This window comes from Cohnella thermotolerans DSM 17683, assembly GCF_000429825.1.
In the GTDB taxonomy this organism is placed as follows: domain Bacteria; phylum Bacillota; class Bacilli; order Paenibacillales; family Paenibacillaceae; genus Cohnella; species Cohnella thermotolerans.
Map to the genome: position 1 here is coordinate 21,153 of NZ_AUCP01000053.1, position 26,455 is coordinate 47,607.

Here is a 26,455-nt window from a genome sequence, read left to right on the forward strand (position 1 = left end):
GGGCTTCTTCTGAAGAATAATGGAATGTTTTATTAACGAAGCAATTGCAGGACGCCTTGCGGAGCTTGGTTCGCTTGAGCCAACATCGCCGTGGAAGCTTGCTGAAGAATGTTGAACTTCGTGTAGTTCATCATTTCAGAAGCCATGTCGGTGTCGCGGATACGCGATTCTGCAGATTGCAGATTCTCCGCCGTCGTACCGATGTTGTTGTAGGCATGCTCCAGTTGGTTCTGGTACGCACCGAGCGTCGAACGATAGTCGTTAACCTTACCAATGGCAGTGTCAACTTTGGCCATCTCAGCAGCTGCGGACGATTGCGACAGAGAACTGCTGAGGCCCAATACGCTTGCGTCGATGTTGATTCCCGAGAAGTCGACGATGACAGACTCGGAAGCGGTGCCGCCAAGCTGGATCGTCACAGAGGCGAGGCTTCCGTCGAGCAGCGTGATGCCGTTGAACTTCGTGCTGTTGGCGATGTTCGTGATGGCGTTGGCCAGGCTTTGGTATTCCTTCGACATTGCGGCAACGTCGGAAGCGTTGTACGTGCCGTTCCCGGCTTGAACCGTCAGTTCCTTCATGCGGGTCAGCATGTCGGAAACTTCCGTCATGGCACCTTCCGCCGTTTGAACGAGAGAAATGCCGTCTTGCGCATTGCGTGCGCCTTGGTTCAGCGCTTTAATTTGAGCGCGCATCTTCTCGGAGATCGACAGACCCGCCGCATCGTCTGCTGCACGGTTGATCCGATAGCCGGAAGACAGCTTCTCACTGGACTTGCCTTGCTGGGTGTTGTTGAACGCCAAGTTGCGATGAGCATTCATGGCATTCAGATTGTGGTTGATAATCATGATTCATTTCCTCCCTGAATTAAATTATCCACTTCCATGTGGATGCGTAGGCGTCCCGCCTACATTATCTAATATCGGAGGAGGCCCCCTTTTTTTTAATAGCATTTCGTTTTTTTATTCTATAAATCGATGGAAAATTGAACATTTCGCCGCTACTCGCCCGTATTTTTGGTCCTCAATGACCAGGACTTGAGATCCTCCAGATCGACATGGGCATTCAATGACATATTATTGGTCAAGCGAACTTCTTCAAGTACTTCCTTACGGGCAATATTAAACTCCTTCGGCGCAACAATTCCAAGCTTCACTTGCTCCCCTTCAATTGCGGTCACAAAGATCTCGATGTCGTTGTTAATGACGATAGATTGGCCGCGCCTTCGACTCAGAATAAGCATTCTCTTACGCCCCTTCGTTCCGGATCGGGAACAGCCTGGATTGCGCTTGGTACGGCGATCCGTTCAGAATAATTTGCCTGGCCAACCCGTGGATCACATTAATGATGAGAGGAGCGATCATATTTACCGTCGATTCTTCAAACGGTTTTCTCACATTCATTATGGAGAACACCAGAACATCATGGGGCGATTCAATACGCAGTTCCCGAGCCAAGTCCTCCGTTAGTTGAAATTCGTATTTCTGATCAACCTCAAAAGGCGATATGACAACAAATTCAAATTCCTCTCGCTCCTTACTCTTCAGCAAGAAAAAGGGATGGTTCCCTTCGACCTTCTCTAGTGCGAAGTAACGCAACGATTCAAATCCGAAAATGCTTCCGTTGAAGTCAATATTGCTAAGATTGATCTCAGGTTGCACAGCTCAGACCTCCTTCAATAAAAAACAATGCCACGGCGTCCGCCATAGCATTCTTAACGATATAGATCGTATGTAGACACGGAAATCTGGATCGAGTTTTTCTGCCGCAAGTAAATTTCCGTCTTGCCCTGCTGCGTCTGAATATCCGGCTTGTGCGGCGTATATTGAATTTCGGGACGAAAAGCTTGGATGTCGGTATGTACGGCGCCGGGATCGTAATGAACTCTGACATTGTCATAGCCCGGACTCACCGCACGGTAATCGACCTGACTGCGGCGGAACACGTGCTCCCTGGCCAGGTCGGCGAAAGCATTCCGGGGATTCGTGATCTGGGCCATTCTGGCCCCTTCCTCTACCATCCTCCCTAGCTGTTGAAGGAACACTTCCTTCATCTGTCCGTTTACGTAGCTGCTCCATTCCAGATTCGGTCCCATCATCAGCGCATGTTGCGCCTGCGACGAATCAATCCCCAGCTTTGCGGGTTCCTTGGAAAACTCCATGCGGGCGGGAGGCTGCTCGATCTGCAGTTCCCCGGGCGGGGATTGCATCTGCTGGCGCGTCGGAGTTGTCTGGATGCCGATCTCGGCATACGTCTGGCGGATCGACAATCGAAGATCGTTCATACAGCAACCTCTTTTCTCCCTTGGTTTAGATTATCGCAAGTAATCGATCAAAGTAGGTTGGATAATCTTCGCGCCTGTAGACAAAGCGGCCTGATAGACATTCTGATTGACATTAAAATTCATAATCGTCTCGGCAATGTCCGCATCTTCCACATTGCTCTGGAGCTCCGTCAGATTCTGCGTCAAATCCTGATTCCGCTGATCGATCAGATCCACGCGATTTGTACGGGCTCCAACCTCGGAACGAATATTAATAATTTTATCATAGCGTGACTGAAGTTGAGCGGCGGCGGCGCTCAAATTCGAGCTGTTGGACGGAGCCGTCAATGCGCTTTGAATATCTTTGAGAATTTTGAACAGATTGTCCGAATCTTTGGATGAGCCGAACACCTCGTCTCCGGTTATATTAATCGGGATTTCCACGCCTGCGGAAAATTGCATATAAAATTTCTGCGTATCGGTGTCCTGCTTATCGGCGTTCGCCGCGTCATACGGCTGTTTATCGGTCATTTGTCCGTTAAAGATGTACTTTCCGTTCAACTGGTCGTTCCCGATGGCAACCGCCTGGTCATAGATTTGGGACACCTCTTTATTAATAGCGTCAAGTGCGCTCTGTGGATTCGTCCCGTTCAGCGCCTGCGTCGTCAGCTCCTGGACGCGTTGCACGAGATCGTTCAATTGTCCGAGCACGGTATCTGTATGATCCAGTTGCGATTTGGCAGTCGCTATATTCTTGTCATATTGCGCATTCATCGCCAATTCGCTGCGATACCGCAACGAATAAGTAATCCCTGCCGGATCATCGGACGGTTTGTTCAGCTTGCGGCCGGTTGACAGCATGTACTGGTCCTGATCCAATCGAGTCAGGTTGTGGTTAATGTTCCGCATGAGGTTGTTATGCATCATCCCCGGCGTTACCCGAAGTGCCATTGCGCTGATCCCCTTTCAGTTAGTAAATCTGTAAGCCACTAATCACAATCCGACCCTGCCCATGCCGTTGATCACCCTGTCCAACGTCTCGTCGATCGTCGTCATGAAGCGCGCCGCGGCGGAATAAGCGTGTTGGTATTTGATCAAATCCGACATTTCCTCGTCGAGCGAAACACCGCTGACGGACTGACGTTGGCTGTCGACTTGAGACACGATATCCTGTTGATTCGTCGCTTGCCGAGTCGCCTCCTGCGATTGAACGCCTAATTGTCCTAACATGGATGCGTAGAAGTCGTCGATCGTACCGGTCGTGATGCCGTTGCCGGTGGAAGTCGCGGTGAACTTGAAGGAAGTGTTCTTCAGTCCGGCCATTAGATTTGCAAGCGTATTGTTCCCCTTCACCGTCTCGTTCGTGCCGCCGGATGCGTCCGTCCGCATCGAGGTCGCGATCTGCATCGGATCGTCCGCGATCGCCTTGTTGAGTTGGATGCTGGCCGCCGTAATCGGTCCGCTGCTGGAGGTGAAGAAGTCCCCCGCCAAAGTCGGCGGATTCGTGAACAGGTAGCCGAGCTTATGGAGACCGTTGATCCCTTTGACCGTCACCTGCTGGTCCGCGCTTAAGGTCGCCCCTTGGTAGGTGGATCCCGCAGGGATGGTGACGGTGATCTCCCCGTTAACCAACGTATCGGCCAGCGCATTAAGCTGATCCTGATAGTCCTTCACGTACCGGTCCCGGGAAATAATCAACCCGGCGACTTCGCCGCCGTTCAGCCCGCCCGCAGCGAATTCCGACTCCAGCGCCGCGCTGGTTACCGTTCCGGCCTGGTTGCCGTCGACGAGCGTCAAGCCGCCGGTCGAAACGGTGTAGCCTTCCGGATTTTTGACCACGGTCACGTTGACAAGTTGCGAGAGTTGGTCGACCAAATAATCGCGCTGATCGTACAGATCGTTCGGATTGTCGCCAATGGACTCCAGACGGTGGATTTCGTCATTGAGGCTTGCGATGGAGGTGGAGATCGAATTGATCTGGTCGGCCTTGGTGGCGATATTGGACGTCAAGTCGTCGCTTAAATCGCTCAAATGCTTGCTCGTCTGGTTAAAGGCGTCCACCAGCGCAAGCGCGTTCTCGCGTACGATTTTCCGTCCGGTCACGCTCTCCGGATCTTTTGCCAGGTCGGTCCAGGACGTCCAGAAGTTGTCGAACACCGTCCGTATTCCCGAATCCGAAGGCTCGTTAAAAATCGTCTCCAGCTTGGACAGCGTATCGGATTGAATGCTCCAACTGCCCAGGCTTCGATTCGCGTTGCGGTATTGGTCGTCCAAGAACTGCTCCCGGATTCGCGTGATCGAAGTGAATTCGACCCCCATGCCGAGCTGGCCGGGCGTATTGCTTCGCATAAGACCCGGCGCTTCGATCGGACGGCTCTCGATCAGGTTGACCCGTTGACGGGAGTACCCCGGCGTATTGGCGTTCGCAATATTGTGGCCGGTCGTATTCAGCAAGGCCTGCTCGGTAAACAAACTTCGTTTGGCAACTTCTATCGCGTGAAAAGTCGATCTCATCGTTCATGCACCTCTATACTTTTGTGTTGTACAAGCCCCCGCGCATGTAATCCCGCGAGTGAGCCGCCGGGTTGCGATAGATATAATCATCGTCCCGCTGGGGAGACAGAACCTCGATCGAGAAATTCACGTAGTCGATCGACATCTTCAGCAGCTGCTGGTTGAGATCGTTCAATTGCCGAAGCCGTTCCAGCCGTTCTCTCAGCCTCGCCTCCGCCTGTTGCAGCCGAACCCGTTGATCGGGGTTGAAAACGACGCCGTACAACCGATTAAGCGTAACTCCCTCGGACGCGTTAAACCCATGATCGGAGAGCACTTGTACGGACCGTTCATGCCGTTGGCGATCCAGCTCCGCTATCCTTGCGATGAGCTTCGATTCGCTTGCCGTCACGCGGGAAAGGGCGTCAATATCGTTGGCGATGATAGCCGCCTTCTTCGTCTCAGCGCACTCGATCAATTGCTCGTGCACCTCGGCCAACTGCTCCAACACTTCGATGACTCGATCGACGGCCAATGCCCCTCTCCACCTTTGCTCCATGATGTTCCAAGTCGTCTTCTCGTACACGGTCCTACTTCAAGAAAGGAAGCAGCTTCTCGGCAAGCTTGCCCGCATCAACGTGATAAGTGCCGGCCTGAACGGACTTCTTCAGTTCCTCGATCTTCTGGTCGCGTTGGGATTTGCCATTGGACAGCATCTCCAGCGCTTCCGCCGAAAACTCCACCTGGTCGGTCTGCCGCTTGCGCCCGTTCGCATCCGTCCTGTATGCACTTTTCAATGAATAGGGATTGGCGGCGCCGATCCTCTGAGACTCGTTGATCTTCATGGCCATTCACCTCGACAAATAAAAAACCGATAATCTTTAGTGATATTATCGGCCGTTCTATATCAAATTTTTATAGACAAATCAATATCTTTCTATCCATCGCTGGAAGCTTCTGTTTACTCCTTATCCCTAAGACGATCTCCGATCTGGTAAGTTCTTCTCGACAGCGGCCCCTCATGGCGGTCACTGCCCGCAGTCGCGTTTTGAACCTCCGCCCGCAGCCGGTTCAGACAGTTCCCGCACATGTTGCCTTCGCGAATGAGCACGCCGCATACCTCGCATGGGTAGGACAAATTCGGCGCGTTGTAGAGCGAGATGCGTCCTTCCTTGATAAATCTCGTAATTTGCTTGATCGATACCCCCGTCTCTTCGGACAGCACCGTGATGGTCGCACCTTTGTTTTTCCGCAAATATTCGGTGCAAACCTCGTATTCCTTCTCGATTTCGGCATAGCAGTTCTGGCAAATATCGCGAAAATGACGGGCAAACAATCTCCCGCAGCGAGGGCAGTTGGCGAGATCCACGATCGGCTTCCTCCATTCTCGACATCCATAACAGGTTTTAATTGTCTTTGCGATTCATTGTACAAGATTTTGCTAGGATGTGGTAGCGTTTTTCTACGGATGTCAGGACCTCGCCCACAGCGCTCCGTACACTTCGCAACCGGGAAAAGCTTGCCGCAGCGCGAACGCGCACTCGTTCACGGTGCTCCCGGTCGTCACAACATAATCAGTTTCAATACTGACCACATCCGTTTCAATATCTGCTACCATCCATTTTTACCGCACCGACATGATAGATCGTTACGGACACATTTTCAAATCGATCGACGAGGCTGCAACGGAAGTGTTCGAAGACGTACTTCCACCAAAAACCGCAAAACGTAATGGGTAGCCGATTGGTAGATAAATGCATCGTCCCACGTCATATTCTATTTGAAGCTTTGCGGTATAGTACCCGATCGGATCGCCTATTGGCTTCCGCCGGGCGAACGTACCCACGCGTCCAGCCGAGCCAAAAAAATCCGCCAGACGACTCCTCAACTCCGGGTTCGTCCGCTCATCCGCCGCCGCCGAACGGACGGCGTGCCGGTACAACGCCCGTCGATTCGCCAGGCGGATCTGCATTAGATCCTCTGCTGACAGGCCGACGATCGGCGAGCACCCCGTCAGCGGGATGTCCTGATCCGGGTTGTCGATGATCTGCATAAGCGGCATCATCGTGTTGACCTCGGCCGCGGCGAAATAACCGGTCGCCAGATCAGCACAGGCGGGAATGCCCGCAGCCTTCAGTTCGTCCACCACCACGGGAGCCAGTTCGGCCGTCGTCCAGAGCAAAATGGCGATGTCGCGGTATGAAATCGCCCGGTACAGTCCGGTCACGACATCACAGACAGTGGCGTCCCAGCAGCTACGCATCCTTTCCATTTGCTCCAGCCGACTAGATTCCACTAAAGATTTTGTCCATCAGTTAACCTAGTTGTTCGCATGTTTCTCATCATTTCCGATTTCTCGAGCTTCTCTCTCCATAAGCTACAGATGTTCGTAACCGGGCACAGGTTTCCCGGATCGGGTGCAGGTAAACACTCTCGGTTCCCCGTCTGGGCTCACTGGTTTATACGTTAGTACATACAAAATAAAAAAGGATTTTTGTCTTTTTTTGCCGAACCATTTCTTTGGTGAATAAAATGTTCAAATCTGGCTTTATTCTCGACAATGAAGATAAACTGAACGCCGCCATGTACAACAAGACCCCCGTCATTGTTTACATGCACGGCAGGATCTTGGACTATGGCGGCGTTATTGAAGAAAACGGCAAATTTGCCGTCAAGATTAATGGGGATTATTATCTTAAAGAAAATTGTGAGTTTCGGGTTCGATAGCGACCCAATATTTACTTCGCGTAGTCTTTCAAAAGCGCGGCGATTTCGCCGATATATTCCGTCAGTCGCACACTAATCTCCGCCCGCATGACTTCGCGCACCATCCCGAACCGCTCCTCGTACCCGCGGCATAGAACCCGATGGTAGACGATCAGATCCACCTGCTCATCGTTCAGGATTTTAATATTACGCCGGCTCAGTTCACGCCTGATCTTGTACATATCCTTCGTGACCCGGTTCATGAGCAATTGCGTGATCGCGGCGAACACCTTTTTCAGGACGTTCGATGAATGTCGGACCTCTTCCAGGCTGTTCTGCAAGATGGTCAGGAGATGGGGCAACAGAACGCAGTCCCGGATCATCGCCAGCTCTTCCGGCGTCGCCTGGCCTGCGGGCTTCGGATGATTGCGCGACTCATACTGCTCCTGATGTTCGGTCAACAGCATTTTCGATTGCCACCGGATGTTGCCCTCGAGTTTGCTCACCGATAATGACCTCCGATCTGAGCCGCCCTCTCGCGCGCTACGCCCGCTTCAAGCAGGGAGGAAGCGCGTATAAGGGCGGCGTCGCCGAATCGATCCTTGATTGAATCCGCGGCCCGCTCGAGGCTGTAAATCTTCGGTCGGTCCTCAAACAATGTAAGCTGGTACGTGTCGTCGCCGGAAAGTTCGGTCAACGAAATAAAGAGGCGGCTAATCGGCATTCCGCGCCAGTGAGTCACAAATAACCGCCGCGCAGCCTCTGCAACCTCGTGCGTAAGCGATGTCGCATACGGCAACGTCGTCTGCCGCCCGAACGAGAACGTTCGCCGACCGTCAGTTTCCACCGCCCCGACCGAAACGACCCGCCCTTGTTTGCCCAGACGGCGGGCTCGGCGGCAGACTTCGATAACCAGTTCAAGAAGAACCACTTCGATGTCGGGCAATTTGCGATACAGATTCGCACGCAGCGCCTTGCCGTGGCTGATCGATTGCAGCGTGCCGCGCGTCGATGCGACGACCGGGCTCGGATCGATGCCGCGCGCCGTCTGCCAGTAGTACTCGGCTTGAATATCCGACTGCCTGCCCATTTCCCTCCGCATCTTCCGCTTCAGTTCGCCGAGGTCCGTCCGCGCGACGTCGCCGATCGTCGGGAGTCCCATACGGTGGAAATGGTAGGCCATGCGTGAGCCGACCATGAACATTTGCTCGACGGGCAGCGGCCACAGTTCGGTCTCGATATTTCCGCGGCCGAGCTTGAAGATGCCGTCCGGGCGCTTCTTCGCGAAATTGTCGGTTGCCATTTTGGCGAGTATTTTCGAGGGGCCGATGCCCACCCGCGACCATACGCCGGTTGACAGAAGCACTTTCGCCTGAATCCGGCGCGCAAGCGATTCGGCGTTTTCTCCGCCGGACAGCGAGCCCGTCACATCCAGAAACTGTTCGTCGATGGAATACGGCTCCACCAGGTCGGTGAAGGACTCGTAAATTGCCGTAATGAAGAGGGAGATGCTAATGTAAGTTTGCATCCGAGGGCGTATGACCATGAGATTCGGACATTTGGCGATCGCTTCGCCCACGCGTTCCGCGGTTGTGACGCCTCCGGCTTTGGCGATGGGGCATGCCGCGAGAATGATGCCCGATCTGCGCTCGGGATCTCCGACTGCAACCGGCATATCGCGATACGCCGGGTGGGCGGCTTTCTCTACCGAGGCGTAAAACGATTGACCGTCAATTAACAGGATGGTGGGTTCCCTACCCCACATATCGATTCACCAACTGCATCGCAAGAATCCGCCTGGCGTCGAAAACGCGCGGCGCCCGCTTGACCAGATCGTAGCCACGTACACGGCCGTCGGAGACGGCGTGAACGACGATGCGCCGCTGCGTGATCTGTCCACTCTTAGCTTGGTAAATGATTTCAACGACGCAACCAATGTACTTGATCGACAAGGTATTCACTCCCCACACGAACGCTGTCCGCATCCAGGGCAGATCGTGCAGCCGACAGTTGCGGGGGCCGTATAAATGGTCAAGCAGTACGGGCATTCCTTCTTGATGGTTTCCGATGCGCCTTGTTTGTTCATTGGAATCCCTCCAAATCGAACGTTTGTTTGTATTATATACGGGAACGAATGTTCGATTCAAGAGGTAGAGTAAAGGGCTGGGCCACCAGCCCCTCCTCATTAAACCGGACGTGAGGTTTTCCCTCATCCGGCAGTTCTTCTCCCTTCGGCGTTACGGTACTTCCCTAACCGGCAAGTTTCTTGAGCCCCGCAAGTTGCACCGCTATGGCCGCTTTCCGGACTTGCTGTGCTTATTACGACGATTATGCTTCTTGTTCCAGAACAGGGTGAGGCGCTTTCGAATGTACCAGTCGATTTTGTTAAGAAACTTGTCAGCAAAGGAGTCCTGACCGTAGTAGTTCTTCCACCCTTGGATCTTCGGGTTTGTCAACGCCGGATTTATTTTGACCCATTTCGCCGGGTTAATTTTGACCCACCTACCGGCGAATTCGTCCTTTCACTTGCGACCTTATCGTGAAAGTACGAGAAGAATTGGGAGGGGAAAGAGTCGCTGCCTTTCCCCATGTCCGGTTATTCCAGCTCCGTCAGGAGATGCCGAAACCGTTTGTAGGCCGCTAAATGGTCAAACGTCTCGTACAGGTCGCTGTGCACATCCGGGAAAGGCTCGTCCTGCCCCTGCGGTGCCAGTCGATTCACATCGCGGCGCAATTCCACCACCTGCTGTTCCAGGCTCTTGCAGTACTGAGCGAGTGCTGCGATGAGCGCTTCGGCCTCTTGCTGCTCAAGCGCCGCCAGCGATTCCTCATCATACATCGGCTCTCGGATCATGCGAAGTTCCTCCTTTGGTCATGCCGGGTTAAGCGTCTATACCGATCGCATAAACGGTTCGTCGATGGAGGACAAACTTCGTATCCTGCATCAGAACGTACCAATCGGTATCGAGCTCCAAGCGGCATTCGTAAGCTTTGTTGCCCATGTACAAGGTGAAACATTCCCCGCAATGCAGACCGTATCGCCGCCATCCCAAATCGACACACCACTCGTCACGGTCCGGTTCATAGCATATTCGGGCGCGCCTACGCATGGGCGTTCTCCTTGGCGGTTACGCTGCCGGAAGCCGCAGCCGGCTTGTCGGGCGGCACACCGTACACACCGGCTCTCATCTTGTCCTTGAGCCGGTAACTTTGACCACGGATGTTAATAATGTGCGAGTGATGGAGCAGCCGATCCAGAATCGCCGAAGCCAGCACCGAGTCGCCGAACATCTCGCCCCAATCGCCGAAGCTCTTGTTGCTGGTGAGGATCATACTGCCGCGCTCATAACGGGTACTGACGAGCTGAAAGAACAGATTGGCGGCGAGCGCATCCATCGGCAAATAACCGACTTCATCCACGACGAGAATACGCGGGCGCAGATATTGCCTCATCTTCGCATCGAGCCGATTGGCATGATGGGCGCGACGCAATTCCTCTACCAACTGCGTGACGGTCGTGAAGTAAACGGCAATGCCTTTCAGGAGCGCCTCCAGCGCCAACGCCAGAGCCAGGTGCGATTTGCCCACACCCGGCGGGCCCAGTAGGATGACATTGGCGGCCTGACGAACGAAATTCATCGTCGCCAGTTCGTCGATCATTTTCTTGTCGACGCTCGGTTGGAAGGCAAAATCAAACTCCGCAAGCGTTTTTTGGTACGGCAGCCGCGCCATGCGTATTTTCGTTTGAATGGTTCGTTTTAACCGCTGGGCCAGCTCTTCGCCGAGCAGATCGATAAGAAAGGCGACATACGTCGACTGCTTGTCCGTGGCCTGCTGCAGCCGGCTTTCCAACACTTCCGCGGCGAAGGGCATCCGCAGCGTTTCCAATTGCCCTCGCGCCTGATCCAGTTCTAGCATGACGCCACCTCCGCCAATGCGTCATACAGCGCCAGCGGCCGTTGTTCAACTTGTGGCGCAACCGTTTCGCGTGCAAGAGGCATGGGTTTTAACGCGCCTTCCGCTGCCTTCAAGCCTTCGTATTGGCCGGGCAGCTTGACCATCCCGCCCCAGCGGCTCGACTTCTCATGAAGGGCAATACGCTCGCCCTGGTGCCAAATTTCCACGTTCAGGCCGACTTGACGGACGAGAACCTGCTGGCCGCTGTACCGCCAGTGTACACCGTAACGAACCCCGTCGAAACTGACAAAACCGTCCAAACTGACCATACGCTCGACACGAAGGAATTTCATGAGTCGATCCGGAGTTGGCAACGGAAGCAGATTCTCGTCTTTAATCCGGTCGCAGGGACGCTCTCCCGTCGTGCCATGAATGCGTTGGTCGACTTGCCGGCACCAGGCAATCGCTTGCCGGTTCAGATCCGCGATGTCCGTGTACGTGCGGCCGGGCCAGAAATTGTCCTTGACGTATTGCACGCCTCGTTCGACTTTTCCTTTTGTCTGCGGCCGCCGTACTTTGCATAATTTCGGCGTCAGTCCGATGGAGAGCGCAAAATCCGCAAACAACGGATTCCACTGCGGCGTATGGTCGGCGTTCATGCCGAGCACTACGGTTTTCATATGATCCGTCAGCATGATTTTCGGAACGCCGCCGAAATGCTCGATCGCATGGACGAAACAGCGCAAAAAGCTGTGGATATCGCAGTATAATGGCCTTAAGAATTTAGACACGAAAAAAGGATGTGTTAAGTTGTATGTCAGCGATACGAAGGAACCATCCTCCGGAATTCAAGGCCAAGGTTGTACTGGAAATTTTGCGAGAAGAAAAATCGATTTCCGAGCTGGCTTCCGAGCATGGGATTCACCCCAATGTCCTTCAGCGGTGGAAAAATGATGTCGTTCAAAATCTGGCGCAACTTTTTGTCGATGATCGCAAGGGCATTACGAAAATGAAAAACGAATACGAACAGAAAATCAACCAACTCTATGCGGAGGTGGGAAAACTTACGACACAGAACGCATGGCTCAAAAAAAAATCTGGCCTCCCGATTGACTAGACAAGAGCGTTTGGCATTGCTGGATTGGGATTGTACCGAACTGCCGCTCAGTCAACAAGCAGAGCTTCTCAGTCTCAATCGATCCAGTTTGTATTACCAGCCAAGACCGCCGTCGCCGGAAGAAGTGGCCATCAAACATGCCATCGATCGGATCTATACCCAATACCCGATGTTCGGTTCAAGGCGCATCACTGCGATTCTCAGACGGGATGAAGGCTTCCGTGTTCACCGCAGCACGATTCAGCGTTATATGCAGGAGATGGGAATATCCGCCATCTATCCCGGTCCCAATCTCAGCAAGCGTCATTTGCAACATCGCATTTATCCGTATTTGCTCCGCGGTCTGGACATCGTCCGACCGAATCAGGTGTGGGGCATTGATCTGACTTACATCCGATTGCAGCGCGGCTGGATGTATCTGGTCGCCGTCCTGGATTGGTATTCCCGGTATGTCGTCGCCTGGCAGCTGGATCAGAGCCTGGAGATCGATTTCGTCCTGGAAACGGTGAAAACCGCTTTGGCTGTGAACAAGCCTGAAATATGGAACAGCGATCAGGGCAGCCATTTTACCAGTCCACAGTACATCGAACTGTTGAAAGCCGAACAAATCCGCATCAGCATGGATGGGAAAGGACGGGCTGTGGACAACATTTTCACCGAACGGTTTTGGCGCAGTCTCAAATACGAGGAAGTCTATCTTCACGATTACGCCAATCCGCGAGAAGCTCGAAAAGGCATTACCCGGTACATCGAACTCTACAATCATTACCGGCCTCATCAATCCTTGAACAATCATACGCCGGCATCGATCTACTGGGGAAACGTGCAACTGCCCGATCTGGTTATCCACAGGTAAGCCTGAATACAAGGCGGGCTCCCGCGCTTCGCTTGGGCTATGTCCGCCACCAGTGGACAGTCATCACTATCCATCATATTCCAATTATGGAATCCGAGAATGGGGGTAAGATAAACAAAACAAAAGACTTTGTGAAAATATTCACCCCTTAATTTTTTTGAAAATCTGTCTTGACAAATAGGGCCACCTTATTGTCCGGCTGAGCGATCTTGTATTCAGCCGTCACGAACCGCTTCTTGTCGTTCCACATATTTTCGAATTCGGCAGTAAAATTTTGGGCGACTTCTGCATTACGCACCACAACAAGAATCTCGTCGTTGGATTCACTCGCCGCTTTTGAATAGTTGAATGATCCGGTTGTAGCAATCTTTTTGTCTGCGATTGTCATTTTCAGATGCATGAGGCCGCTGTGCGAATTGATTTTGATCGGGATGCCAGCGCTGCCAAGTAATTTGAGGGCTTCAGTTTGCGTCTTTCCTTCAGCTTGCTGCTTGTCCGTGATGATCCGAACATTTACTCCGCGTTTCTTGGCATCCCTTATTGCCCCAACGATATCCGGATCGGTAAGGCTGTAAATGGCAATGTCCAACGTGGACTTTGCTGACTTGATGACGTCGATCAGCAGTTTTTCCTGATCCTTTCCCTCAAACGTCCACTCAATGTCTGCTGATTTAACCCGCGCATTTTGGGCGGCGTAGACCGTTCCAGCAACAAGCGAAAACACCAGAAGCAGAGAGACTATGTATTTCCCGATTTTCATGCCGCGTCCCTCCATTCGACATTCTCATGCAATTATTTTAACATGCTCGGTATATCTTGGAAATAAAAAAGGGGGGCCTCAATCCACCCCGATGATGTCATTCATATCCAATATCCGTTTACCCTGATACGCTCCGACACCGGATCAACTCGCTCAACCCACGGCGCAATTCTCCAATGGATCGTACTTTTTCAAAGTCATCCCGAGGAAGGGGCTGGACGAAGGATCAATTTTCGGATTGTACGATAGCATCTCGACTTTGATAAGGAACGGCGTCGCCTTTTTGCGCGGCGGCCAGCTTTTGAAATTCACCCCGAATCCAGTCGAACCATTCACTGTGAGAACGTTTCAGGCCAAATTCTTTTTCCCCGTTCAACCTGTACTCGTGAATTTCACCGGACAGTTTGGCCCGGAGCAAATAAAACCATTTCGGTTCATACAGAATCGATAGCTTGTCTGCCCAACAGAGCTTGCTTGGGGGCTGGCCGCAGAGCCGGGCATAGTGGCGGCTGTGATATAACACCAGATCGCCATATTCGCCCCCAAACAGTCGTCTGGCGATCCTCGCACCCAATTCCGGGTGCCGCTGGCCTTCCGGACCGTCCATGTTCGGCGCGGACCAATAACCCCAGTCGTGTATAATGATGCAGATGATTTCGCGCCACGTGGGCTTGCCATACAGACGTTTCCAAGAAAGGTATACCGTCCAGGGATGCCAGATGAACTGATGGACGCCAAAAAGCAGACTCCGGCGGCCCAATGGGAACCAATTCAATTTCATAATTTTTGACCTCCGAACTAATGTTCCTGTTTTATTATACGAACGAATATTCGCATTTTCAAACACAACATACCGACGCGGAATTGAGCGATTCACCCGGCGAATCAGGTGCGCGAACTGCCATTCTTTGTCGTTGCGTTTTCTGAAATTGGCCAGATTGCAGAGAATCAGAACGTAGTCTGAAATTCGCCCAGCCAGGTGTTTGAATCCTTTTTGATGTACTTGCTCCCCGGCGTAGCCGTTCCGCTCATAAAACCCCTGTAATGTCATCGTGACAGCGAATAGTGTTGCATCCGGGTGACGCCGCCTGAACCTGCGGATCGCATCTTCCCGTATGGCGAAGAACTTGGCTGGGGTTGCATAGTAAAACCCGAACGCGGGATGGCAATGAAGTTCGTACTCCCCGGATCGCTTCCGGCTGTAAATGTAGTACCGGTTTAGGTAGCAGCCTGAAAGTTTGGCGTAAAATGCAACCAGGAGAGAGATTATTACTGGCGCAATCAAAACCACTATCAAAAGAACAATCCCGATCAATGATATCCCCTCATTTCCGTTAATAAAAAAGGACTGCGTTAAGCAGCCCCGATTCAGATTTCGAACGCCTGATATGCCGCATGATCCAGCAAATTTTTTGCCTTCACGACGCGGTCTGAAAACTGTTTTACCGTATATTCTTTCGCTGTCCCAAGCAGAAGCGTCAGGACCCGAAAGTCTTTCTTTAGTTTCAGCGCGTTCCAGTTTTCAACGAATGAATCAGACACAGTTGATTCACCATCAGTTAAAAAAATGACATCTGCCCGGTTAAATTTGCTCTGTACAATTACCGTAGCTGCGTTGTTTAACGGCCTTTCAAAGTTTGTCCCGCCGTCAAGGAATTGGGCAGCCAGTTGGACCATGTCATTGATTGTAATCCGGCCTTTCCTGTATATCTGAGGGGTCAAGGCTTTGTTACTGAACAGAATCAGTGCAAAATCCCTGCGCTGTTTTCGTGCAATGCTCATGAGCGCAAGCACAAAACCTTTTGAAATGGTGTCCTGATTGCTCATACTTCCGGATTGATCCAGACAGAGGATAATCGGGCCTTTCCCAAGCTGCTCCTTTCCTTTCGTGTCATACTGTAGTGTTTGACCTTCCGCAAAACGTCGAAGGAAATCCTGTTTTGTGATGGGGCTGGCGAAGGCAGCAAGCTCCGACGGAAGCAATTTTTCTACCTGGTTCCCCATCGAGATTCCGTTTCGATCAATGGATTCCCGATGTTTGGAACGCTGTTTCTTGCGGGCAATCAGCTTCAGGCGGCCGGCCCACTGGGCAATTTCCTTTAACTTGGGCTCGGCGGACAGCTTTTCAGCCAAAGCCAGTTGATCACGCAGCGGAATCTTCTTCAGCTCCGCGTCGCCACTACCTGCTTCAATACCCCCAAGTAAGGATTTCAGATTATCTTTTGTTTGAATGGCATCTTTAGCCGCGCGGCTGAGCGACTTGGCCAGAGCTTGACCGTTTTGCTCAAGCGCCTTTGCCAATGCTTTCGCCGCCTGCTGCATCGCATCACCTTCAACGCTCATAACCTGCTGAAGGGCTTGCCGGAAGCTTTGATTTTGCTTTGCCTGCTCATCGATCCACTCCAGCACCGCCTCGGTGTACTTCACAGTACCCAACGCAGATGCCAGATCATCCAGTCGGGTGAACTCCCGGAACTCCTGAAAGCCTTTTTCGCTCATCACGCGCTCCATGAGTTGACGGTTCATCTCCAACGCTGGATCGACTTCTGTAAGCAGCTCCGGTTTCATTTTGAACAGTCCGGCCCAAACGTCGCCCATTAAAGGTCGGAAAGAAGGGAAAGTTTCCTTTCCCTTCCGTTCCAACTGCTGCATTTTTTCAGATATCTCGAACAGTTGCCCGAAACGTCTTAAGTCGAAAGCATCCGTATTCAACACCGAATCGTGCAACGCTCACACCCCCAAAACCTGGGAAGCAATTTTTTCAAGCGACTTTTGAATCACGCGTATCGCCTTGCCAATCTCCTCTCGGCCGGGATAATTCTGGTTCAAGGCTTGCAAGTCGGATACCAACATTTTCAGCTTCTTGGTCGCTTCCACCGCTTGCTCCGGCGTGTTGTTTTGGTTGACCGACTCCAGAATGCTTTTCATTTCTTCCCTTGCTTCATCCAATTTCGTTTTTACCGGATCTTGAGCATGCTTCTTTACAATCCCGGCGACTTTTTTTCGTTGCTCAGGCCGCTCCCACAAGCTGTTTTTAAGGATCAGAATATCCTCGATAATGGCTTGCCCTCTCCCATCCAACACAGCTTTTGCACGAATCACCGAAAGCGATTGTTTGAATCGGCGGTCCGAGGGACAAATACCCTCGTCTTTAAGCGAGCGGCGGATGTTCGCTAGCGTTATATATACTTCGTCGGGTACTGTTACGGTATCACTGAAGAATTGCAGCTCGTACAATTCGTCAATGGTCATGTCCGCCGGAACCGGCTGAGTGTCTTTCAGTATGGATAGAAAAGACTGCTCTTCGCCGACATACCCCACTTCAAATCGAAGCAGGAAACGGTCGAACAGCGCCTCCAGCCCTTCGCCTTCCTCCGGGTATTCATTCGATGCCCCCACCAACGTCATAAGCGGCGTTTGCACGGGCTGGCCGTTGTTGTAAAACAGCCGCTCGTTTATCAACGTGAGCAGGCTGTTCAGAATGGCCGAATTTGATTTGAATACTTCATCCAAAAATGCTATGTGTGCCTCCGGCAACTTTCCAGCTGTATTGCGCTTGTATATGCCTTGCTCCAGTTCTTTCAGGCTCACAGGTCCGAACAGTTCCTCCGGCGTGCTGAAGCGCGTCAGGAGCCATTGAAAGTAGTTCGCCCCGGTAAACCGTTTCGTGAGATCAGCGACCAGAGCCGATTTCCCGGTTCCCGGCGGGCCGATCAGGAGACAATGCTGCCGAGCGATGAGGGCGACGATGAGCCCTTCGATCACTTCATCCCGTTCGGCAAAAAAATGGTTAAGCGCGTTTTGAATGTCTTTGATTTTCATGGCGGCCCTCCAATTCGAAAATGGTCTTCATCATTTCACAAATAGCCAATCTCAGGATGAATTCGCGAATTTCCTCGCTTTTCCATACTCTCATCAGGCGATCAAGATAACGGAGGACATCAAAGATGTCAGCTCCCCGTTTTTTGCGCTTTTGAACTGTTCGATTGATTGCAGCACAGATTTCCGCGGCCAGATCGTAATTCAAAGAAATCCCTCACTTTACAAAGAAAAGCCACGAACGCCCAAAAGGGGTCTCGTGGTTTTTTCAAAATATCACAATTGTGGAGTCAATCGCAGGAATCCCAAGATGCCCACGTCAACTCCACAATGTTTTCATTTCTGACCTGGGCCGACACATCATAGATAAGATACGCAAAAGGGTCGCGCCCCATGGTTCGCTGTATTTTCGCGGCCACGGCTGTAGTGTCGATGCTCGAAACGCCATCCCTCACACGTATCAAAGCTTTGTAACGGTAAGCGTTTTGAACGTGTACTTGGGTCTTCTCAATGATTTCAAAGGCCATTGGATTTCTTTTTTTTCTGCGCGCGCTTCAACGTGCGTATCAGATGGAGTACCATATTCAACCTCCAAAAAATAAAAACCACGAATCCCTCACGGAAACTCGTGGCTTTTAACCGAAATTTTGTTTTTACACCGTGACAGGCAACCCAATCCACTCAAGCAGATCAATGGCTTCAGGCACCGGACGTCGATTCTCGACGCATTCCAAAACCATTTCATTCACTTCTTCTTCGATGCTCGCGCGGAGCATCAAATCTGAAACGGTTTCGCCATCGTCAAAAATGTATTCCGGTATGTTCGTAACTGTCACTGTGTAGATTTCATTCCCGACCTCCACAGTGTATACTTCCGAACCGTACCGGAGATGACCAGTTCGTCCGGCCAGTTCAATCGTTTCCGGGATTTTCTCGCGGTACGCTTCCATGGCCATGCGCGAAAACTTCGCCAGGCTGCCGTTCGCATATATTCCCGCTTTAAGCTTAAACATACGGTTTTCCTCCCTGTTCACCCGAACGGCTGGAAGGGTAAAGTTGCGCGGGTGATCAGCCCTGGGTCGTCCGACTTTGGACATGACGATCACACTCCTTTACCCTTTATTATATCCGTTCAGATTAATTTTTGCATTACAAAAATTATTTTCTTCTTTGATAGTTGTCTCTCCACTCCCCGCTTCGGGGGTCGTATGTCGTCTTCACCGTCCACGTTTCTGGATGGACAACATTAAAAACGCATACGACATGGATCGGACGGTATTGCCCTTTTCCGATTTTAAGAAAATACATCAGGACGATGGTGACATCCGCACCGTCCTGACGCCTCTCAATCGGCCATCCGTTCAAGACGGCGTTTCGTATGTCCATTTCGGAGATGCCGCGCTCAATTTGTCTGCGAAGCGCATGATTTGAAATTACCAGCTTTCCATCTCCCTCTTCAAGCAATTCAACAAACTTTCTATGCTCTGTTTCGGCATTCATTTCTTTGCTTCTCCTTTCTGGAGAATTACACGGCCATATTCACCAACGCTTCACCCACTTTCGTGCGAAGCGCCGACACCAGACGTTCCATTTCCGCCAGATCGCCGGTGACAATTTCGCGATACTGCGTAAAATTGTTTGCCACCGACCGAGCGTTTTCGAGCAACTCTTTCATCTGGCTTTTCGTCAGCTGTCTTTCCGCGCCTTCTTCGCATGTGCGAAGCGTTTCCCTTAGGTGATCAAGCAGTTTTCGCGTGACCAGGTTCCGCATGTCGCCCGTATCAATGAGCGGAACCTTTTCTCCTTCGCCGTGATCCAGAAGCTTCATAAATCTAAGCATCGCTTCCAAACGGTCCGTGTATTGGGCTGGGACAAAATAGATGCCGCCTGTCGGCCTGACCGGAGTCGGAGCCATGCTTTTTAGGATATTCGTAAGAACGGAGCGGATCGTGTGGCTGCCGTAATTGTTCCTGTAGATTTCAAATTTCGTAACGGCATCCCGGGCCAGTTCAGCCGCAAGGGGAGACGTCGCGCTTACGGTTACGTTCGCGCTCGTCTTGTCGAGGACGAGCGTCGCGGCGTTTCCGTCATAGGCAAGACGACGCCCCTTCTGATCGACCGTCTCACAAACAATGTTTCGTTGTATCATGCTGTTGTCAGAGGACACTTCTCGAAACAAGTAATTTTCGATTACCCCTTCCGACACCCGGCGACGGTGTTTATCGCTGGTTGCTCGGCGGAATGCGTCCGGCAACCTGATCTCATGCGGCATAAAGCCTTCGCCAAGACCGGCGCTCAACATCTTTTGCCGCAATTCATCCCGGGTGATGAGCATTTCAGACAACGAGTACCAGGTGAGATGTCCGATGACGTTTACGCTGTTCGGGGACTGAACGGCGACAACATCCTTCAAAACGGTGTTCATTTTCATTCCTCCATTCATTTTTTTAATAAAAAAGCCGGATCGCGCGATCTTTCGCACGAACCGGATCGTTTTCAAAACGGTTTTGAATTTTACTCACTAAATGCAAAAAGCCGATTCCCGCACGAAACGGCCGTGCAAAGAATCGGCTTTTTAACTGCGCAGGAAAATCCCCAGCAGCGAGATCACGTTTTGGTATTCGTCTTCATCCACCCGTCCAATTTTTCCAGCAACGTGAGATACGCGAATATGGTGAAGATTGGCATACCGCACATAGGATTCTTTTTTGAGTCCGGCTTCACGCCATTTTCGGATCTTGTACTGCGGCCTTTCCCGTGATGCTCTCGATGTGATCTGCATCAATAGAACTTCACCCGTCAACTCCACATACGATGCGGGGGAAACGGCAAGTGCCGGGCGCAGCTCCGTTTGCGCAAGATTGGAATAGGGAAACCGGACGACGACGATATCACCGCTGGAAAAGGTCGGAATAATCGTCATCCGGGTCACTCCGTTCCAGGGTCTCCCCGGAAAGAAGTTCCCATTCCCTTTGTTCCAGGTAATCCTGGAACAGTTCGCGAAATCTTGTCAGCTCCCGAGACGGAAGCTGTTTGACGCTCTGCATCAATTCATCCGCTTCCACAGGAATCACCTCAACCTCAGTATATCCCATGGAAAGGAATCTTTCCATTGAGTACCCTCCCTTTTTTAGAAAATTAAAAGCTGATCCTGCGTCTCTGCAAAGAATCAGCTTTTCATGCAACATTCATTTTTTTCAAAGCGCATGCGCATGCGCCAAGCTTTTTCACGGCCCTCTCAGTACCGCGGCCCTCGTCTCCGGCATTGGGAGTGTCGGGTTACACTTTTGCTCCGTGTTGCCCCGCTTTCGCTCCTGTCTCCATCAGGGGAAAACTCACGGATGGGGTAGTGCGCTTGCTGTCCTTTCGGATTCAGCGCCCTTCTTGTATCGGTGCCGTGGAGATCGAAACCACAAGTGAGGGAATCCCTTGTCTCCGGCTTTCGGGAGTGTAGGGCACATCTGTTTCATCATTATTTTATCATACAGGTTGTTGGTATACAAGCATATGTTCGTTTTTTTGAACAAAAAAAACGGCCTCGGAGAAGCCGGGCCGTCGCTGATTGGTTTTTCCGCATCCTGAACAAGGTTCGTTCTCTTGGGCATCCTTTCCGTGCACGACCGCCGGCGCTTCGATGCACAACCGGTTAAGAGGCTTTAACGTAAATGCCTCGAACATGGCGTCGCAAATATCCGTCTGCTTCCAGCTCCTGAAGCGTTCTGCGAACAGTCGCTTCCGGCGTGTTCGTTTTCCGCAGTTTCACAGGGAATAACTTCCTGATTCCTTCGCAAACCGTTGTCGGCGTGATTTCATCCAGCTGACGGATGACTTTTTTAACGGCCGTCTTCCAGGTCACGTACTGGTCAATGTCGATTTTTTTGTATTGTGCCGGTACGAGAACCCACATTTCGCCGCCTGGCTGATAATCCGTCCGGAACAATAGCAAATGTTCCGTGACGATCGGAATAAATTTCCCGTTGTACGTTTTCCTGAAGCTTTCCGCATTGTGCTGAACCTTGATAATGTGCCTGACTGGCATGCCTGGCCAGGCCATTTCCCGCTGAATGGACTTGATTCCGCCCTTTACGGCAATATCTCCGACAAGAACGGCAACGAATCGGCCGTGTGCAGCCGCCTTGTAATTGACGTGGCTGACAGCTTCGATGAATTCCCGCCATTCCATCCGGCTCATGTCCTGTTTCTGCAACTCCGGCGGCAGGTCGGCGGCATAATCAATCATTTTCCAGTACGGATAATGCAACATCACCAGGTCGAAACCGGTGTCGTGAAAATCATCATTTACAACGTCGAAACCGTTATGAATGTCGTCCACGATATACGACAGGCCCAAGGCTTCGGCCACGTCCCGGCTGGTTCCTCCGCCAACCATTGGATCGTAAATGTACGGCCTTTGAATGCCGTTTGCCTGCAGGAAGCGAATAAGCCTAATGAGAACTTCCCCGGCGTAGTTCCCTCGGTACTTTGCATTACCAAACCGTCCGCGCTCCGGAACCGAAATTAAGGTTGTCAGTTCCGCGTTTTCTTCAAAACCTCGAATATACATGCTGTTACTGATATCGTATATTGACCGGAAATTGATGACGTCTGCTGTCCGATGACTGACGGTAATGATGTCCGAGAAGTCATGTTGAAGGGAAAGCCCCCGACTGAGGCTTTCCCGCTACAATTAGATATGAATTTGGTAAGTGTCCTTCTTTCGCAGATAGAATCTGGCTTCATTCGTAATCACATACCAATCACGATCCAGTTCCAGCCTGCACGCAATTCCTCCGTCACCGGCGATCCGGATCTCTAGCCACTCTCCACAATGCATGGGGTACCTTCCTCCATCCAGATGGACCATCCAACATTCTGCGTCTCGATCATAGGTCATGAGAAACCACGGATCGGTCATGACAATTCACCTTGGATGACATGCTTGACCATGGTCGTCGATGATCCGACGCTTGTTCTGCGCGCCATAGATCAGGGAATGTGTACAAACCTTGTTGATGAGTCTCGCAGAGCCGTTGGAGAAGCGGTAAACCTCATCAACGGCCCCGTCGGAAAAGATGTCATGCTCGGTGCCAGCATACGTCAGATGCCGTTTCATGTATTCTCCGGTCTGTGATCGATCATAATGCGGAAGCTTCATCTGCAAATCGATACGCTGACGGATCGCGGAATAAGCTTGCAGGCGAAGCCTGTCCCACAGTTCGCTTTGCCCGACCAGAATGAGCGCCATCGGGCTCTGCGCATCCATCTTGAAGTTCAGCAAAAACCGCACTTCCTCCAGCATTTCCCGGTCCAACAGATGAGCCTCGTCCACAACGACAACCGGCTGCAGACGGTGAATTCCGCGCATCAGCTCGATCTCCCGGTGCAGTTGCCGCTTGGCGTCTCCGCGATAAAATTTCGATTCGCACCCGAGCTGCTCCAACATTCCTTTGTAGAAGTGACGGGGCGTAAGCTTGGAATCCGACAAGTACAGAACCTTGTATTTCGCCGCGTTGAGAGTGGCCGTAAAGCGACGGATCGTTGTTGTTTTGCCCGTACCGCAATCGCCGGTGATCACAGCAAAAAGTTGGCGTTCAGCGGCGTATTCGAGCCGGCCCAGCATCTCTTCCAGCATCACAGACGGGTACAGTTCCTCTGTGGGAATATCCCGCGAGAATGGTGTGCGGCTCATCCCGTAAAACGATTCAAACATCGCCGCCACCCTCTTTCCGGACGTTCCGATACGTAACGGCGGGGGTCTGCTGTTCTCTTCGCTCGGTGTGCTTCTGCTCGGCTCCGCGAAGCAGACGGGAAGCATCTGCCGGCTCTGGCTGAAGATGATTCGGCAGCGCCGGTCGCTTGCCGGATCGCTCTCCGATCGCCAGTTCACGGGCCTTCCAGGGTGCATGTCCTTCGCACTCAATGGTTACTTCCGTAATGTCCATCGGGTCATAAACGACTTGCACCGTTCGCCCGATGAACAAAATCCCGACCTCGTATTTCTTGCCCATGAAGCTGATGCATCCGGCCTTGTCGACTTTGCGGTCCTCGCAGTGGAGGAACGCGTCTGCCAGCAGTTCCGGTTGTACAAAGCGCAAAGCTTTCGTATCGCTTCGAAATGCCGTCTCCGGGGTTTGGTTCTCTCCCAGCGCCGAATGCGGTTTGTTCTGGTGGCATTCCGAAAGCCATACCTGAAACCAGGTGTTAAGCTGGTCGAGCGTCTTCACGTTCTCTAGCGCGACCTCGCTTAAGAAGCTTTGAACGATGCCGTTCAGCCTCTCGACCTTGCCCTTTGATTCCGGGGAGTACGGTTTCGCAAAAAGCAGGCGAATCCCCAGCTTGGCGCAAGTTCTGTTCATCCACTTCGTTTTATACTGCTTGCCGTTGTCGAAGTAGACGGCTTCCGGAACGCCATATTTTTCGATGGCTTTGCGGAAGCAATCCTCGACGATGCCTTTTTCAAGCGAATCGTAAAAGGCGCCATGAACGACAAAACGCGTGGCGTCATCGATGAACAAAACAAGGTAGACCGGCTTTTTCTCTCCTCCAGATCCGATGGGCAGATGCGGGCCGTACTTGATATCCGATTGCCAGAGTGCATTGCGATATCGCTTTTGAAAGCGCCGCGCGGCGACGCCCTGGCTTGCATACATCCGCATCTGTCTGGAACTGTATCCGCTCTGCGCCAGTTTCTCCTGCAGCGTACTGCGCTTGATTTCGCCCGGCTTCGCCTTGCCTTCCCACACCAGAATCTGAATGATCTGGCTTACACTTCGGCGAGGAACTTCCCGCCGCAGCAGAATGGCTTCCTCCAGCAGATGAGCGGGAATGGAGCTCTCTCCAGGCTTTCTTCCTCTTGTTTTGGGCTTCAGACCACGGAATCCATTTTCCCGGTATTCTGCAAGATACCGCCGTAATGTTCGCTCGGACAACCCGTATTGCGCACAGATCGCCGCCTTGAGCTCGCTGATTTTGGCCGCATCTAATCCGGCCGCCAAGAGTGGCGACAACAGTGTAAACCTCTGCTCGGCGATTTCTTCCGCCTTCTTTTGATCTTTCATCCTCATGCCTCCCATTCTTTTGGAATTGGCATGAGTCTAACTCACCTCGGCGCGGACAAAAAGGCAGAACGGGTCTGTAACCCAAAGATGCGAATTGGCGATAGGCCGGACAACTCTGCTCAGCCATCCGGCGGCGTCTCCTACAAACCGTCCGAGCAATTGGAGTGCGGACTGTGGCCGAACGGACGGACTGGCCACAGGCAGACCGAAACGAGTCGCGACGGATTGCAGGCATCCTGCAGCATATACAGCCCAAGCGAGGAACCAACACTTCCAGCGGCGGAGCGTCGATTCATCTGCGGCGATGTCGGTACGAGGCGGGTCCGAAACCGCTCCTTCGATGCTCTCTGCATCGTAACGCTTGTAGGGAACAAGCAGATCCGGCAGCTCATGATGAATTCTCTCGCAAGGCTCGCAACGAAGGCGACGGATGATAAGCTTTACCCGATCCCCACTACTCTTATACCATACCCGCCTTCGGCTTCCTACGACTTCTAATTGTCCGTCGCAACACGGGCACGGTACGTTTTCCGCACTCCTGACGAAAAACGCCGGAATCCGGCTCCTTCTCATCCAGCGTATATTTTGATATAATGACCATAGGTAATTGGAGAGACGTCCTGGGTGAGGGCACTGTTGGCGCGGTACCTCCTCCACATAGGGACGTCTTTTTCCTTTCCGGAGAATAACTTCATGGTCACTATATCGGTCAATATTTGGACAGGCATTAACGTCAACTTTCGGGCATTATGCGTTAGCGGAAACACATGCGCTGTGCCTCCTTCTGTTTTGCCCGAAACACAGTAGCAGCCCTTCCGGGCGTTTCGACTCGCGGCCATCAAGTCAGACAGGGTTGTTGCCGGCAATGCTTATGCGACCAGTTATCAAGTCTAACTCTGCCTCCACAATCTGCGAGCCGATCACGTTTGCCGATTTGTCCTTTGACAAGTCGGATTTGCAGTGCGGACATTCTTCCAGAAGGAAGTCGTCCCACTCATAAAAGATGTTCCCGCAGCTTGCGCATTCACTTTTGTTGATTTTGAGGTGCATGTCGTTGCTCCTTTCAAATGTTTAAAAGGGACAGGCGTAGCTCCCCTGTCAAATCAATATTCTTCCGGCAACAAGATCGTGACTACCAGTCCCCAGGGATTCGTCAAAGTCAGGTTGATAAATGCTCAGACATGTCCTTTGTCGTCTTTAAGCTCCGATCAGTTCCAAAGCCCTTTCTGGTTTTCTGGCACAACGGCGGGTCGCTTTCGCAATGTTGGATTGATTTCCTAAGCGGAACAAGCTAATTGCGAGATTGCGCAAGGTGGCCATGACTCGCGGCCCTTCTTTGGTTCGAATCTGAGAACGGTCTTCGTCAAACGTGACGTCGCGTACCCAATGGAGCCGATTTTCAATCGACCAATGTCCGCGATTCAAATTCAACAATCGAGCGGGATCGGCCCGTTCGACCGATAGGCTGGTGATGCCAAAGACAGTTTCT

At 52.0% G+C, this 26,455-nt stretch carries 35 protein-coding genes and 2 pseudogenes; 3 read left to right on the top strand and 34 right to left on the bottom strand.

The window, feature by feature from the left end:
* Positions 1–32: 32 nt before the first annotated feature.
* From G485_RS0111245 to G485_RS0111290, 10 genes are all read right to left on the bottom strand, one after another.
* Complete coding sequence (locus tag G485_RS0111245; protein WP_027092640.1) at positions 33–845, bottom strand: flagellin N-terminal helical domain-containing protein; 813 nt, start codon at positions 843–845, stop codon at positions 33–35.
* 152 nt (positions 846–997) lie between these two features.
* Positions 998–1,240 (bottom strand): carbon storage regulator, encoded by a 243-nt coding sequence (locus G485_RS0111250; protein WP_027092641.1) that lies wholly within the window; start codon positions 1,238–1,240, stop codon positions 998–1,000.
* Between the two features lie 4 nt (positions 1,241–1,244).
* Entirely contained in the window at positions 1,245–1,658 is a 414-nt protein-coding gene (gene fliW / locus G485_RS0111255; protein WP_051318192.1) for a flagellar assembly protein FliW, read from the bottom strand.
* Positions 1,659–1,711: 53 nt separating this feature from the next.
* Entirely contained in the window at positions 1,712–2,281 is a 570-nt protein-coding gene (locus tag G485_RS0111260) for a DUF6470 family protein (RefSeq protein ID WP_027092643.1), read from the bottom strand.
* Between the two features lie 30 nt (positions 2,282–2,311).
* Positions 2,312–3,211 (bottom strand): flagellar hook-associated protein FlgL, encoded by a 900-nt coding sequence (flgL, locus tag G485_RS0111265; protein WP_027092644.1) that lies wholly within the window; start codon positions 3,209–3,211, stop codon positions 2,312–2,314.
* 42 nt (positions 3,212–3,253) lie between these two features.
* Positions 3,254–4,774 (bottom strand): flagellar hook-associated protein FlgK, encoded by a 1,521-nt coding sequence (gene flgK / locus G485_RS0111270; RefSeq protein ID WP_027092645.1) that lies wholly within the window; start codon positions 4,772–4,774, stop codon positions 3,254–3,256.
* Between the two features lie 13 nt (positions 4,775–4,787).
* Positions 4,788–5,288: a flagellar protein FlgN gene (locus G485_RS0111275; RefSeq protein ID WP_027092646.1), complete on the bottom strand. Its 501-nt coding sequence runs from the start codon at positions 5,286–5,288 to the stop codon at positions 4,788–4,790.
* A gap of 55 nt (positions 5,289–5,343) precedes the next feature.
* Complete coding sequence (gene flgM / locus G485_RS0111280) at positions 5,344–5,598, bottom strand: flagellar biosynthesis anti-sigma factor FlgM (protein WP_027092647.1); 255 nt, start codon at positions 5,596–5,598, stop codon at positions 5,344–5,346.
* Positions 5,599–5,714: 116 nt separating this feature from the next.
* Positions 5,715–6,122: a TIGR03826 family flagellar region protein gene (locus G485_RS0111285; protein ID WP_027092648.1), complete on the bottom strand. Its 408-nt coding sequence runs from the start codon at positions 6,120–6,122 to the stop codon at positions 5,715–5,717.
* A gap of 279 nt (positions 6,123–6,401) precedes the next feature.
* The gene (locus G485_RS0111290) at positions 6,402–7,016 is read right to left on the bottom strand and encodes a hypothetical protein (RefSeq protein ID WP_027092649.1); all 615 of its coding nucleotides are present in this window, start codon (positions 7,014–7,016) and stop codon (positions 6,402–6,404) included.
* 269 nt (positions 7,017–7,285) lie between these two features.
* On the opposite strand from G485_RS0111290, the gene G485_RS0111295 reads away from it, so the two are divergent.
* Positions 7,286–7,480 (top strand): hypothetical protein, encoded by a 195-nt coding sequence (locus tag G485_RS0111295; RefSeq protein ID WP_156922281.1) that lies wholly within the window; start codon positions 7,286–7,288, stop codon positions 7,478–7,480.
* A gap of 11 nt (positions 7,481–7,491) precedes the next feature.
* Here the strand turns inward: G485_RS0111295 and G485_RS0111300 are convergent, their stop codons facing one another.
* The 8 genes from G485_RS0111300 to G485_RS26085 all read right to left on the bottom strand — a co-directional run bounded on the left by G485_RS0111300 (position 7,492) and on the right by G485_RS26085 (position 12,102).
* Positions 7,492–7,965, bottom strand: coding sequence for a YhjD family protein (locus G485_RS0111300; RefSeq protein WP_027092651.1), 474 nt, complete (start codon positions 7,963–7,965; stop codon positions 7,492–7,494).
* Complete coding sequence (locus G485_RS0111305; protein WP_027092652.1) at positions 7,962–9,224, bottom strand: DNA polymerase IV; 1,263 nt, start codon at positions 9,222–9,224, stop codon at positions 7,962–7,964. Before G485_RS0111305 ends, G485_RS0111300 begins: the two co-directional genes overlap by 4 nt.
* A complete protein-coding gene (locus tag G485_RS29875; RefSeq protein ID WP_035155812.1) occupies positions 9,214–9,411 on the bottom strand; it encodes a hypothetical protein in 198 nt (65 codons plus the stop codon). Before G485_RS29875 ends, G485_RS0111305 begins: the two co-directional genes overlap by 11 nt.
* Positions 9,412–9,747: 336 nt before the next feature.
* Positions 9,748–9,915 (bottom strand): group II intron maturase-specific domain-containing protein, encoded by a 168-nt coding sequence (locus tag G485_RS29020; RefSeq protein ID WP_240489128.1) that lies wholly within the window; start codon positions 9,913–9,915, stop codon positions 9,748–9,750.
* Between the two features lie 140 nt (positions 9,916–10,055).
* A complete protein-coding gene (locus G485_RS0111315; protein WP_027092654.1) occupies positions 10,056–10,313 on the bottom strand; it encodes a hypothetical protein in 258 nt (85 codons plus the stop codon).
* A gap of 28 nt (positions 10,314–10,341) precedes the next feature.
* Positions 10,342–10,569: a DUF5348 domain-containing protein gene (locus G485_RS31475; RefSeq protein WP_027092655.1), complete on the bottom strand. Its 228-nt coding sequence runs from the start codon at positions 10,567–10,569 to the stop codon at positions 10,342–10,344.
* Positions 10,562–11,377, bottom strand: a complete 816-nt coding sequence (gene istB / locus G485_RS26080) for an IS21-like element helper ATPase IstB (protein ID WP_035155789.1) — start codon at positions 11,375–11,377, stop codon at positions 10,562–10,564. Before istB ends, G485_RS31475 begins: the two co-directional genes overlap by 8 nt.
* Positions 11,371–12,102: an IS21 family transposase gene (locus G485_RS26085; protein WP_051318193.1), complete on the bottom strand. Its 732-nt coding sequence runs from the start codon at positions 12,100–12,102 to the stop codon at positions 11,371–11,373. Before G485_RS26085 ends, istB begins: the two co-directional genes overlap by 7 nt.
* Before the next feature lie 68 nt (positions 12,103–12,170).
* Between G485_RS26085 and G485_RS31480 the strand changes: the two genes are divergently transcribed.
* The gene (locus G485_RS31480; RefSeq protein ID WP_027092656.1) at positions 12,171–12,473 is read left to right on the top strand and encodes a transposase; all 303 of its coding nucleotides are present in this window, start codon (positions 12,171–12,173) and stop codon (positions 12,471–12,473) included.
* A gap of 16 nt (positions 12,474–12,489) precedes the next feature.
* Complete coding sequence (locus G485_RS0111340) at positions 12,490–13,329, top strand: IS3 family transposase (RefSeq protein ID WP_027092657.1); 840 nt, start codon at positions 12,490–12,492, stop codon at positions 13,327–13,329.
* Between the two features lie 148 nt (positions 13,330–13,477).
* Here the strand turns inward: G485_RS0111340 and G485_RS26090 are convergent, their stop codons facing one another.
* The 16 genes and pseudogenes from G485_RS26090 to G485_RS31485 form a co-directional block, all read right to left on the bottom strand.
* Positions 13,478–14,089, bottom strand: a complete 612-nt coding sequence (locus G485_RS26090) for a phospholipase D-like domain-containing protein (protein ID WP_156922285.1) — start codon at positions 14,087–14,089, stop codon at positions 13,478–13,480.
* 226 nt (positions 14,090–14,315) lie between these two features.
* A complete protein-coding gene (locus G485_RS30920) occupies positions 14,316–15,404 on the bottom strand; it encodes a hypothetical protein (protein ID WP_240489129.1) in 1,089 nt (362 codons plus the stop codon).
* A gap of 53 nt (positions 15,405–15,457) precedes the next feature.
* Positions 15,458–16,816: a vWA domain-containing protein gene (locus G485_RS0111355; RefSeq protein WP_027092659.1), complete on the bottom strand. Its 1,359-nt coding sequence runs from the start codon at positions 16,814–16,816 to the stop codon at positions 15,458–15,460.
* A 3-nt stretch (positions 16,817–16,819) separates the two neighbouring features.
* Entirely contained in the window at positions 16,820–17,911 is a 1,092-nt protein-coding gene (locus G485_RS26100; RefSeq protein ID WP_035155793.1) for an AAA family ATPase, read from the bottom strand.
* The gene (locus tag G485_RS29880; RefSeq protein ID WP_156922287.1) at positions 17,880–18,116 is read right to left on the bottom strand and encodes a hypothetical protein; all 237 of its coding nucleotides are present in this window, start codon (positions 18,114–18,116) and stop codon (positions 17,880–17,882) included. Before G485_RS29880 ends, G485_RS26100 begins: the two co-directional genes overlap by 32 nt.
* A gap of 445 nt (positions 18,117–18,561) precedes the next feature.
* Positions 18,562–19,005, bottom strand: a complete 444-nt coding sequence (locus G485_RS0111370; RefSeq protein WP_027092661.1) for a hypothetical protein — start codon at positions 19,003–19,005, stop codon at positions 18,562–18,564.
* A gap of 61 nt (positions 19,006–19,066) precedes the next feature.
* Complete coding sequence (locus G485_RS0111375) at positions 19,067–19,408, bottom strand: DUF4258 domain-containing protein (RefSeq protein WP_027092662.1); 342 nt, start codon at positions 19,406–19,408, stop codon at positions 19,067–19,069.
* A gap of 25 nt (positions 19,409–19,433) precedes the next feature.
* Positions 19,434–20,333 carry a DUF6744 family protein gene (locus G485_RS0111380; protein WP_027092663.1) on the bottom strand — a complete coding sequence of 300 codons (900 nt, stop codon included), beginning with the start codon at positions 20,331–20,333 and terminating at the stop codon, positions 19,434–19,436.
* Positions 20,334–20,483: 150 nt separating this feature from the next.
* On the bottom strand, positions 20,484–20,831 hold the full coding sequence (locus G485_RS0111385; RefSeq protein ID WP_027092664.1) for a type II toxin-antitoxin system PemK/MazF family toxin: 348 nt from the start codon (positions 20,829–20,831) through the stop codon (positions 20,484–20,486).
* Positions 20,800–21,021 carry a hypothetical protein gene (locus tag G485_RS0111390; protein ID WP_027092665.1) on the bottom strand — a complete coding sequence of 74 codons (222 nt, stop codon included), beginning with the start codon at positions 21,019–21,021 and terminating at the stop codon, positions 20,800–20,802. Before G485_RS0111390 ends, G485_RS0111385 begins: the two co-directional genes overlap by 32 nt.
* A gap of 533 nt (positions 21,022–21,554) precedes the next feature.
* A complete protein-coding gene (locus tag G485_RS0111395) occupies positions 21,555–22,472 on the bottom strand; it encodes a hypothetical protein (protein ID WP_156922289.1) in 918 nt (305 codons plus the stop codon).
* Between the two features lie 123 nt (positions 22,473–22,595).
* Complete coding sequence (locus G485_RS30925) at positions 22,596–22,823, bottom strand: DUF5348 domain-containing protein (RefSeq protein WP_027092667.1); 228 nt, start codon at positions 22,821–22,823, stop codon at positions 22,596–22,598.
* Positions 22,820–23,618, bottom strand: a pseudogene (locus tag G485_RS0111405) (ExeA family protein). The gene G485_RS30925 and the pseudogene G485_RS0111405 overlap by 4 nt, the downstream one beginning before the upstream one ends.
* Positions 23,611–24,966: a DDE-type integrase/transposase/recombinase gene (locus G485_RS0111410; protein ID WP_027092669.1), complete on the bottom strand. Its 1,356-nt coding sequence runs from the start codon at positions 24,964–24,966 to the stop codon at positions 23,611–23,613. The pseudogene G485_RS0111405 and the gene G485_RS0111410 overlap by 8 nt, the downstream one beginning before the upstream one ends.
* A gap of 36 nt (positions 24,967–25,002) precedes the next feature.
* Positions 25,003–25,539 (bottom strand): DUF6431 domain-containing protein, encoded by a 537-nt coding sequence (locus tag G485_RS30930; RefSeq protein ID WP_240489130.1) that lies wholly within the window; start codon positions 25,537–25,539, stop codon positions 25,003–25,005.
* Positions 25,540–26,312: 773 nt separating this feature from the next.
* Positions 26,313–26,455 (bottom strand): annotated as a pseudogene (locus G485_RS31485) (ISAs1 family transposase); the annotation flags it as partial.

What these genes read in the sequence shown, in the direction of transcription:
- G485_RS0111245 (WP_027092640.1), bottom strand. Translation starts at nt 845, where the DNA reads ATGATTATCAACCACAATCTGAATGCCATGAATGCTCATCGCAACTTG.
- G485_RS0111250 (WP_027092641.1), bottom strand. Translation starts at nt 1,240, where the DNA reads ATGCTTATTCTGAGTCGAAGGCGCGGCCAATCTATCGTCATTAACAAC.
- G485_RS0111260 (WP_027092643.1), bottom strand. Translation starts at nt 2,281, where the DNA reads ATGAACGATCTTCGATTGTCGATCCGCCAGACGTATGCCGAGATCGGC.
- flgL (WP_027092644.1), bottom strand. Translation starts at nt 3,211, where the DNA reads ATGGCACTTCGGGTAACGCCGGGGATGATGCATAACAACCTCATGCGG.
- flgK (WP_027092645.1), bottom strand. Translation starts at nt 4,774, where the DNA reads ATGAGATCGACTTTTCACGCGATAGAAGTTGCCAAACGAAGTTTGTTT.
- flgM (WP_027092647.1), bottom strand. Translation starts at nt 5,598, where the DNA reads ATGAAGATCAACGAGTCTCAGAGGATCGGCGCCGCCAATCCCTATTCA.
- G485_RS0111290 (WP_027092649.1), bottom strand. Translation starts at nt 7,016, where the DNA reads ATGCGTAGCTGCTGGGACGCCACTGTCTGTGATGTCGTGACCGGACTG.
- G485_RS0111295 (WP_156922281.1), top strand. Translation starts at nt 7,286, where the DNA reads ATGTTCAAATCTGGCTTTATTCTCGACAATGAAGATAAACTGAACGCC.
- G485_RS0111305 (WP_027092652.1), bottom strand. Translation starts at nt 9,224, where the DNA reads ATGTGGGGTAGGGAACCCACCATCCTGTTAATTGACGGTCAATCGTTT.
- G485_RS0111315 (WP_027092654.1), bottom strand. Translation starts at nt 10,313, where the DNA reads ATGATCCGAGAGCCGATGTATGATGAGGAATCGCTGGCGGCGCTTGAG.
- G485_RS31475 (WP_027092655.1), bottom strand. Translation starts at nt 10,569, where the DNA reads ATGCGTAGGCGCGCCCGAATATGCTATGAACCGGACCGTGACGAGTGG.
- istB (WP_035155789.1), bottom strand. Translation starts at nt 11,377, where the DNA reads ATGCTAGAACTGGATCAGGCGCGAGGGCAATTGGAAACGCTGCGGATG.
- G485_RS31480 (WP_027092656.1), top strand. Translation starts at nt 12,171, where the DNA reads ATGTCAGCGATACGAAGGAACCATCCTCCGGAATTCAAGGCCAAGGTT.
- G485_RS26090 (WP_156922285.1), bottom strand. Translation starts at nt 14,089, where the DNA reads ATGAAAATCGGGAAATACATAGTCTCTCTGCTTCTGGTGTTTTCGCTT.
- G485_RS26100 (WP_035155793.1), bottom strand. Translation starts at nt 17,911, where the DNA reads ATGAAAATCAAAGACATTCAAAACGCGCTTAACCATTTTTTTGCCGAA.
- G485_RS0111370 (WP_027092661.1), bottom strand. Translation starts at nt 19,005, where the DNA reads ATGTCCAAAGTCGGACGACCCAGGGCTGATCACCCGCGCAACTTTACC.
- G485_RS0111375 (WP_027092662.1), bottom strand. Translation starts at nt 19,408, where the DNA reads ATGAATGCCGAAACAGAGCATAGAAAGTTTGTTGAATTGCTTGAAGAG.
- G485_RS0111380 (WP_027092663.1), bottom strand. Translation starts at nt 20,333, where the DNA reads ATGAACACCGTTTTGAAGGATGTTGTCGCCGTTCAGTCCCCGAACAGC.
- G485_RS0111385 (WP_027092664.1), bottom strand. Translation starts at nt 20,831, where the DNA reads ATGACGATTATTCCGACCTTTTCCAGCGGTGATATCGTCGTCGTCCGG.
- G485_RS0111390 (WP_027092665.1), bottom strand. Translation starts at nt 21,021, where the DNA reads ATGGAAAGATTCCTTTCCATGGGATATACTGAGGTTGAGGTGATTCCT.
- G485_RS0111395 (WP_156922289.1), bottom strand. Translation starts at nt 22,472, where the DNA reads ATGTATATTCGAGGTTTTGAAGAAAACGCGGAACTGACAACCTTAATT.
- G485_RS30925 (WP_027092667.1), bottom strand. Translation starts at nt 22,823, where the DNA reads ATGACCGATCCGTGGTTTCTCATGACCTATGATCGAGACGCAGAATGT.
- G485_RS0111410 (WP_027092669.1), bottom strand. Translation starts at nt 24,966, where the DNA reads ATGAAAGATCAAAAGAAGGCGGAAGAAATCGCCGAGCAGAGGTTTACA.
- G485_RS30930 (WP_240489130.1), bottom strand. Translation starts at nt 25,539, where the DNA reads ATGAGAAGGAGCCGGATTCCGGCGTTTTTCGTCAGGAGTGCGGAAAAC.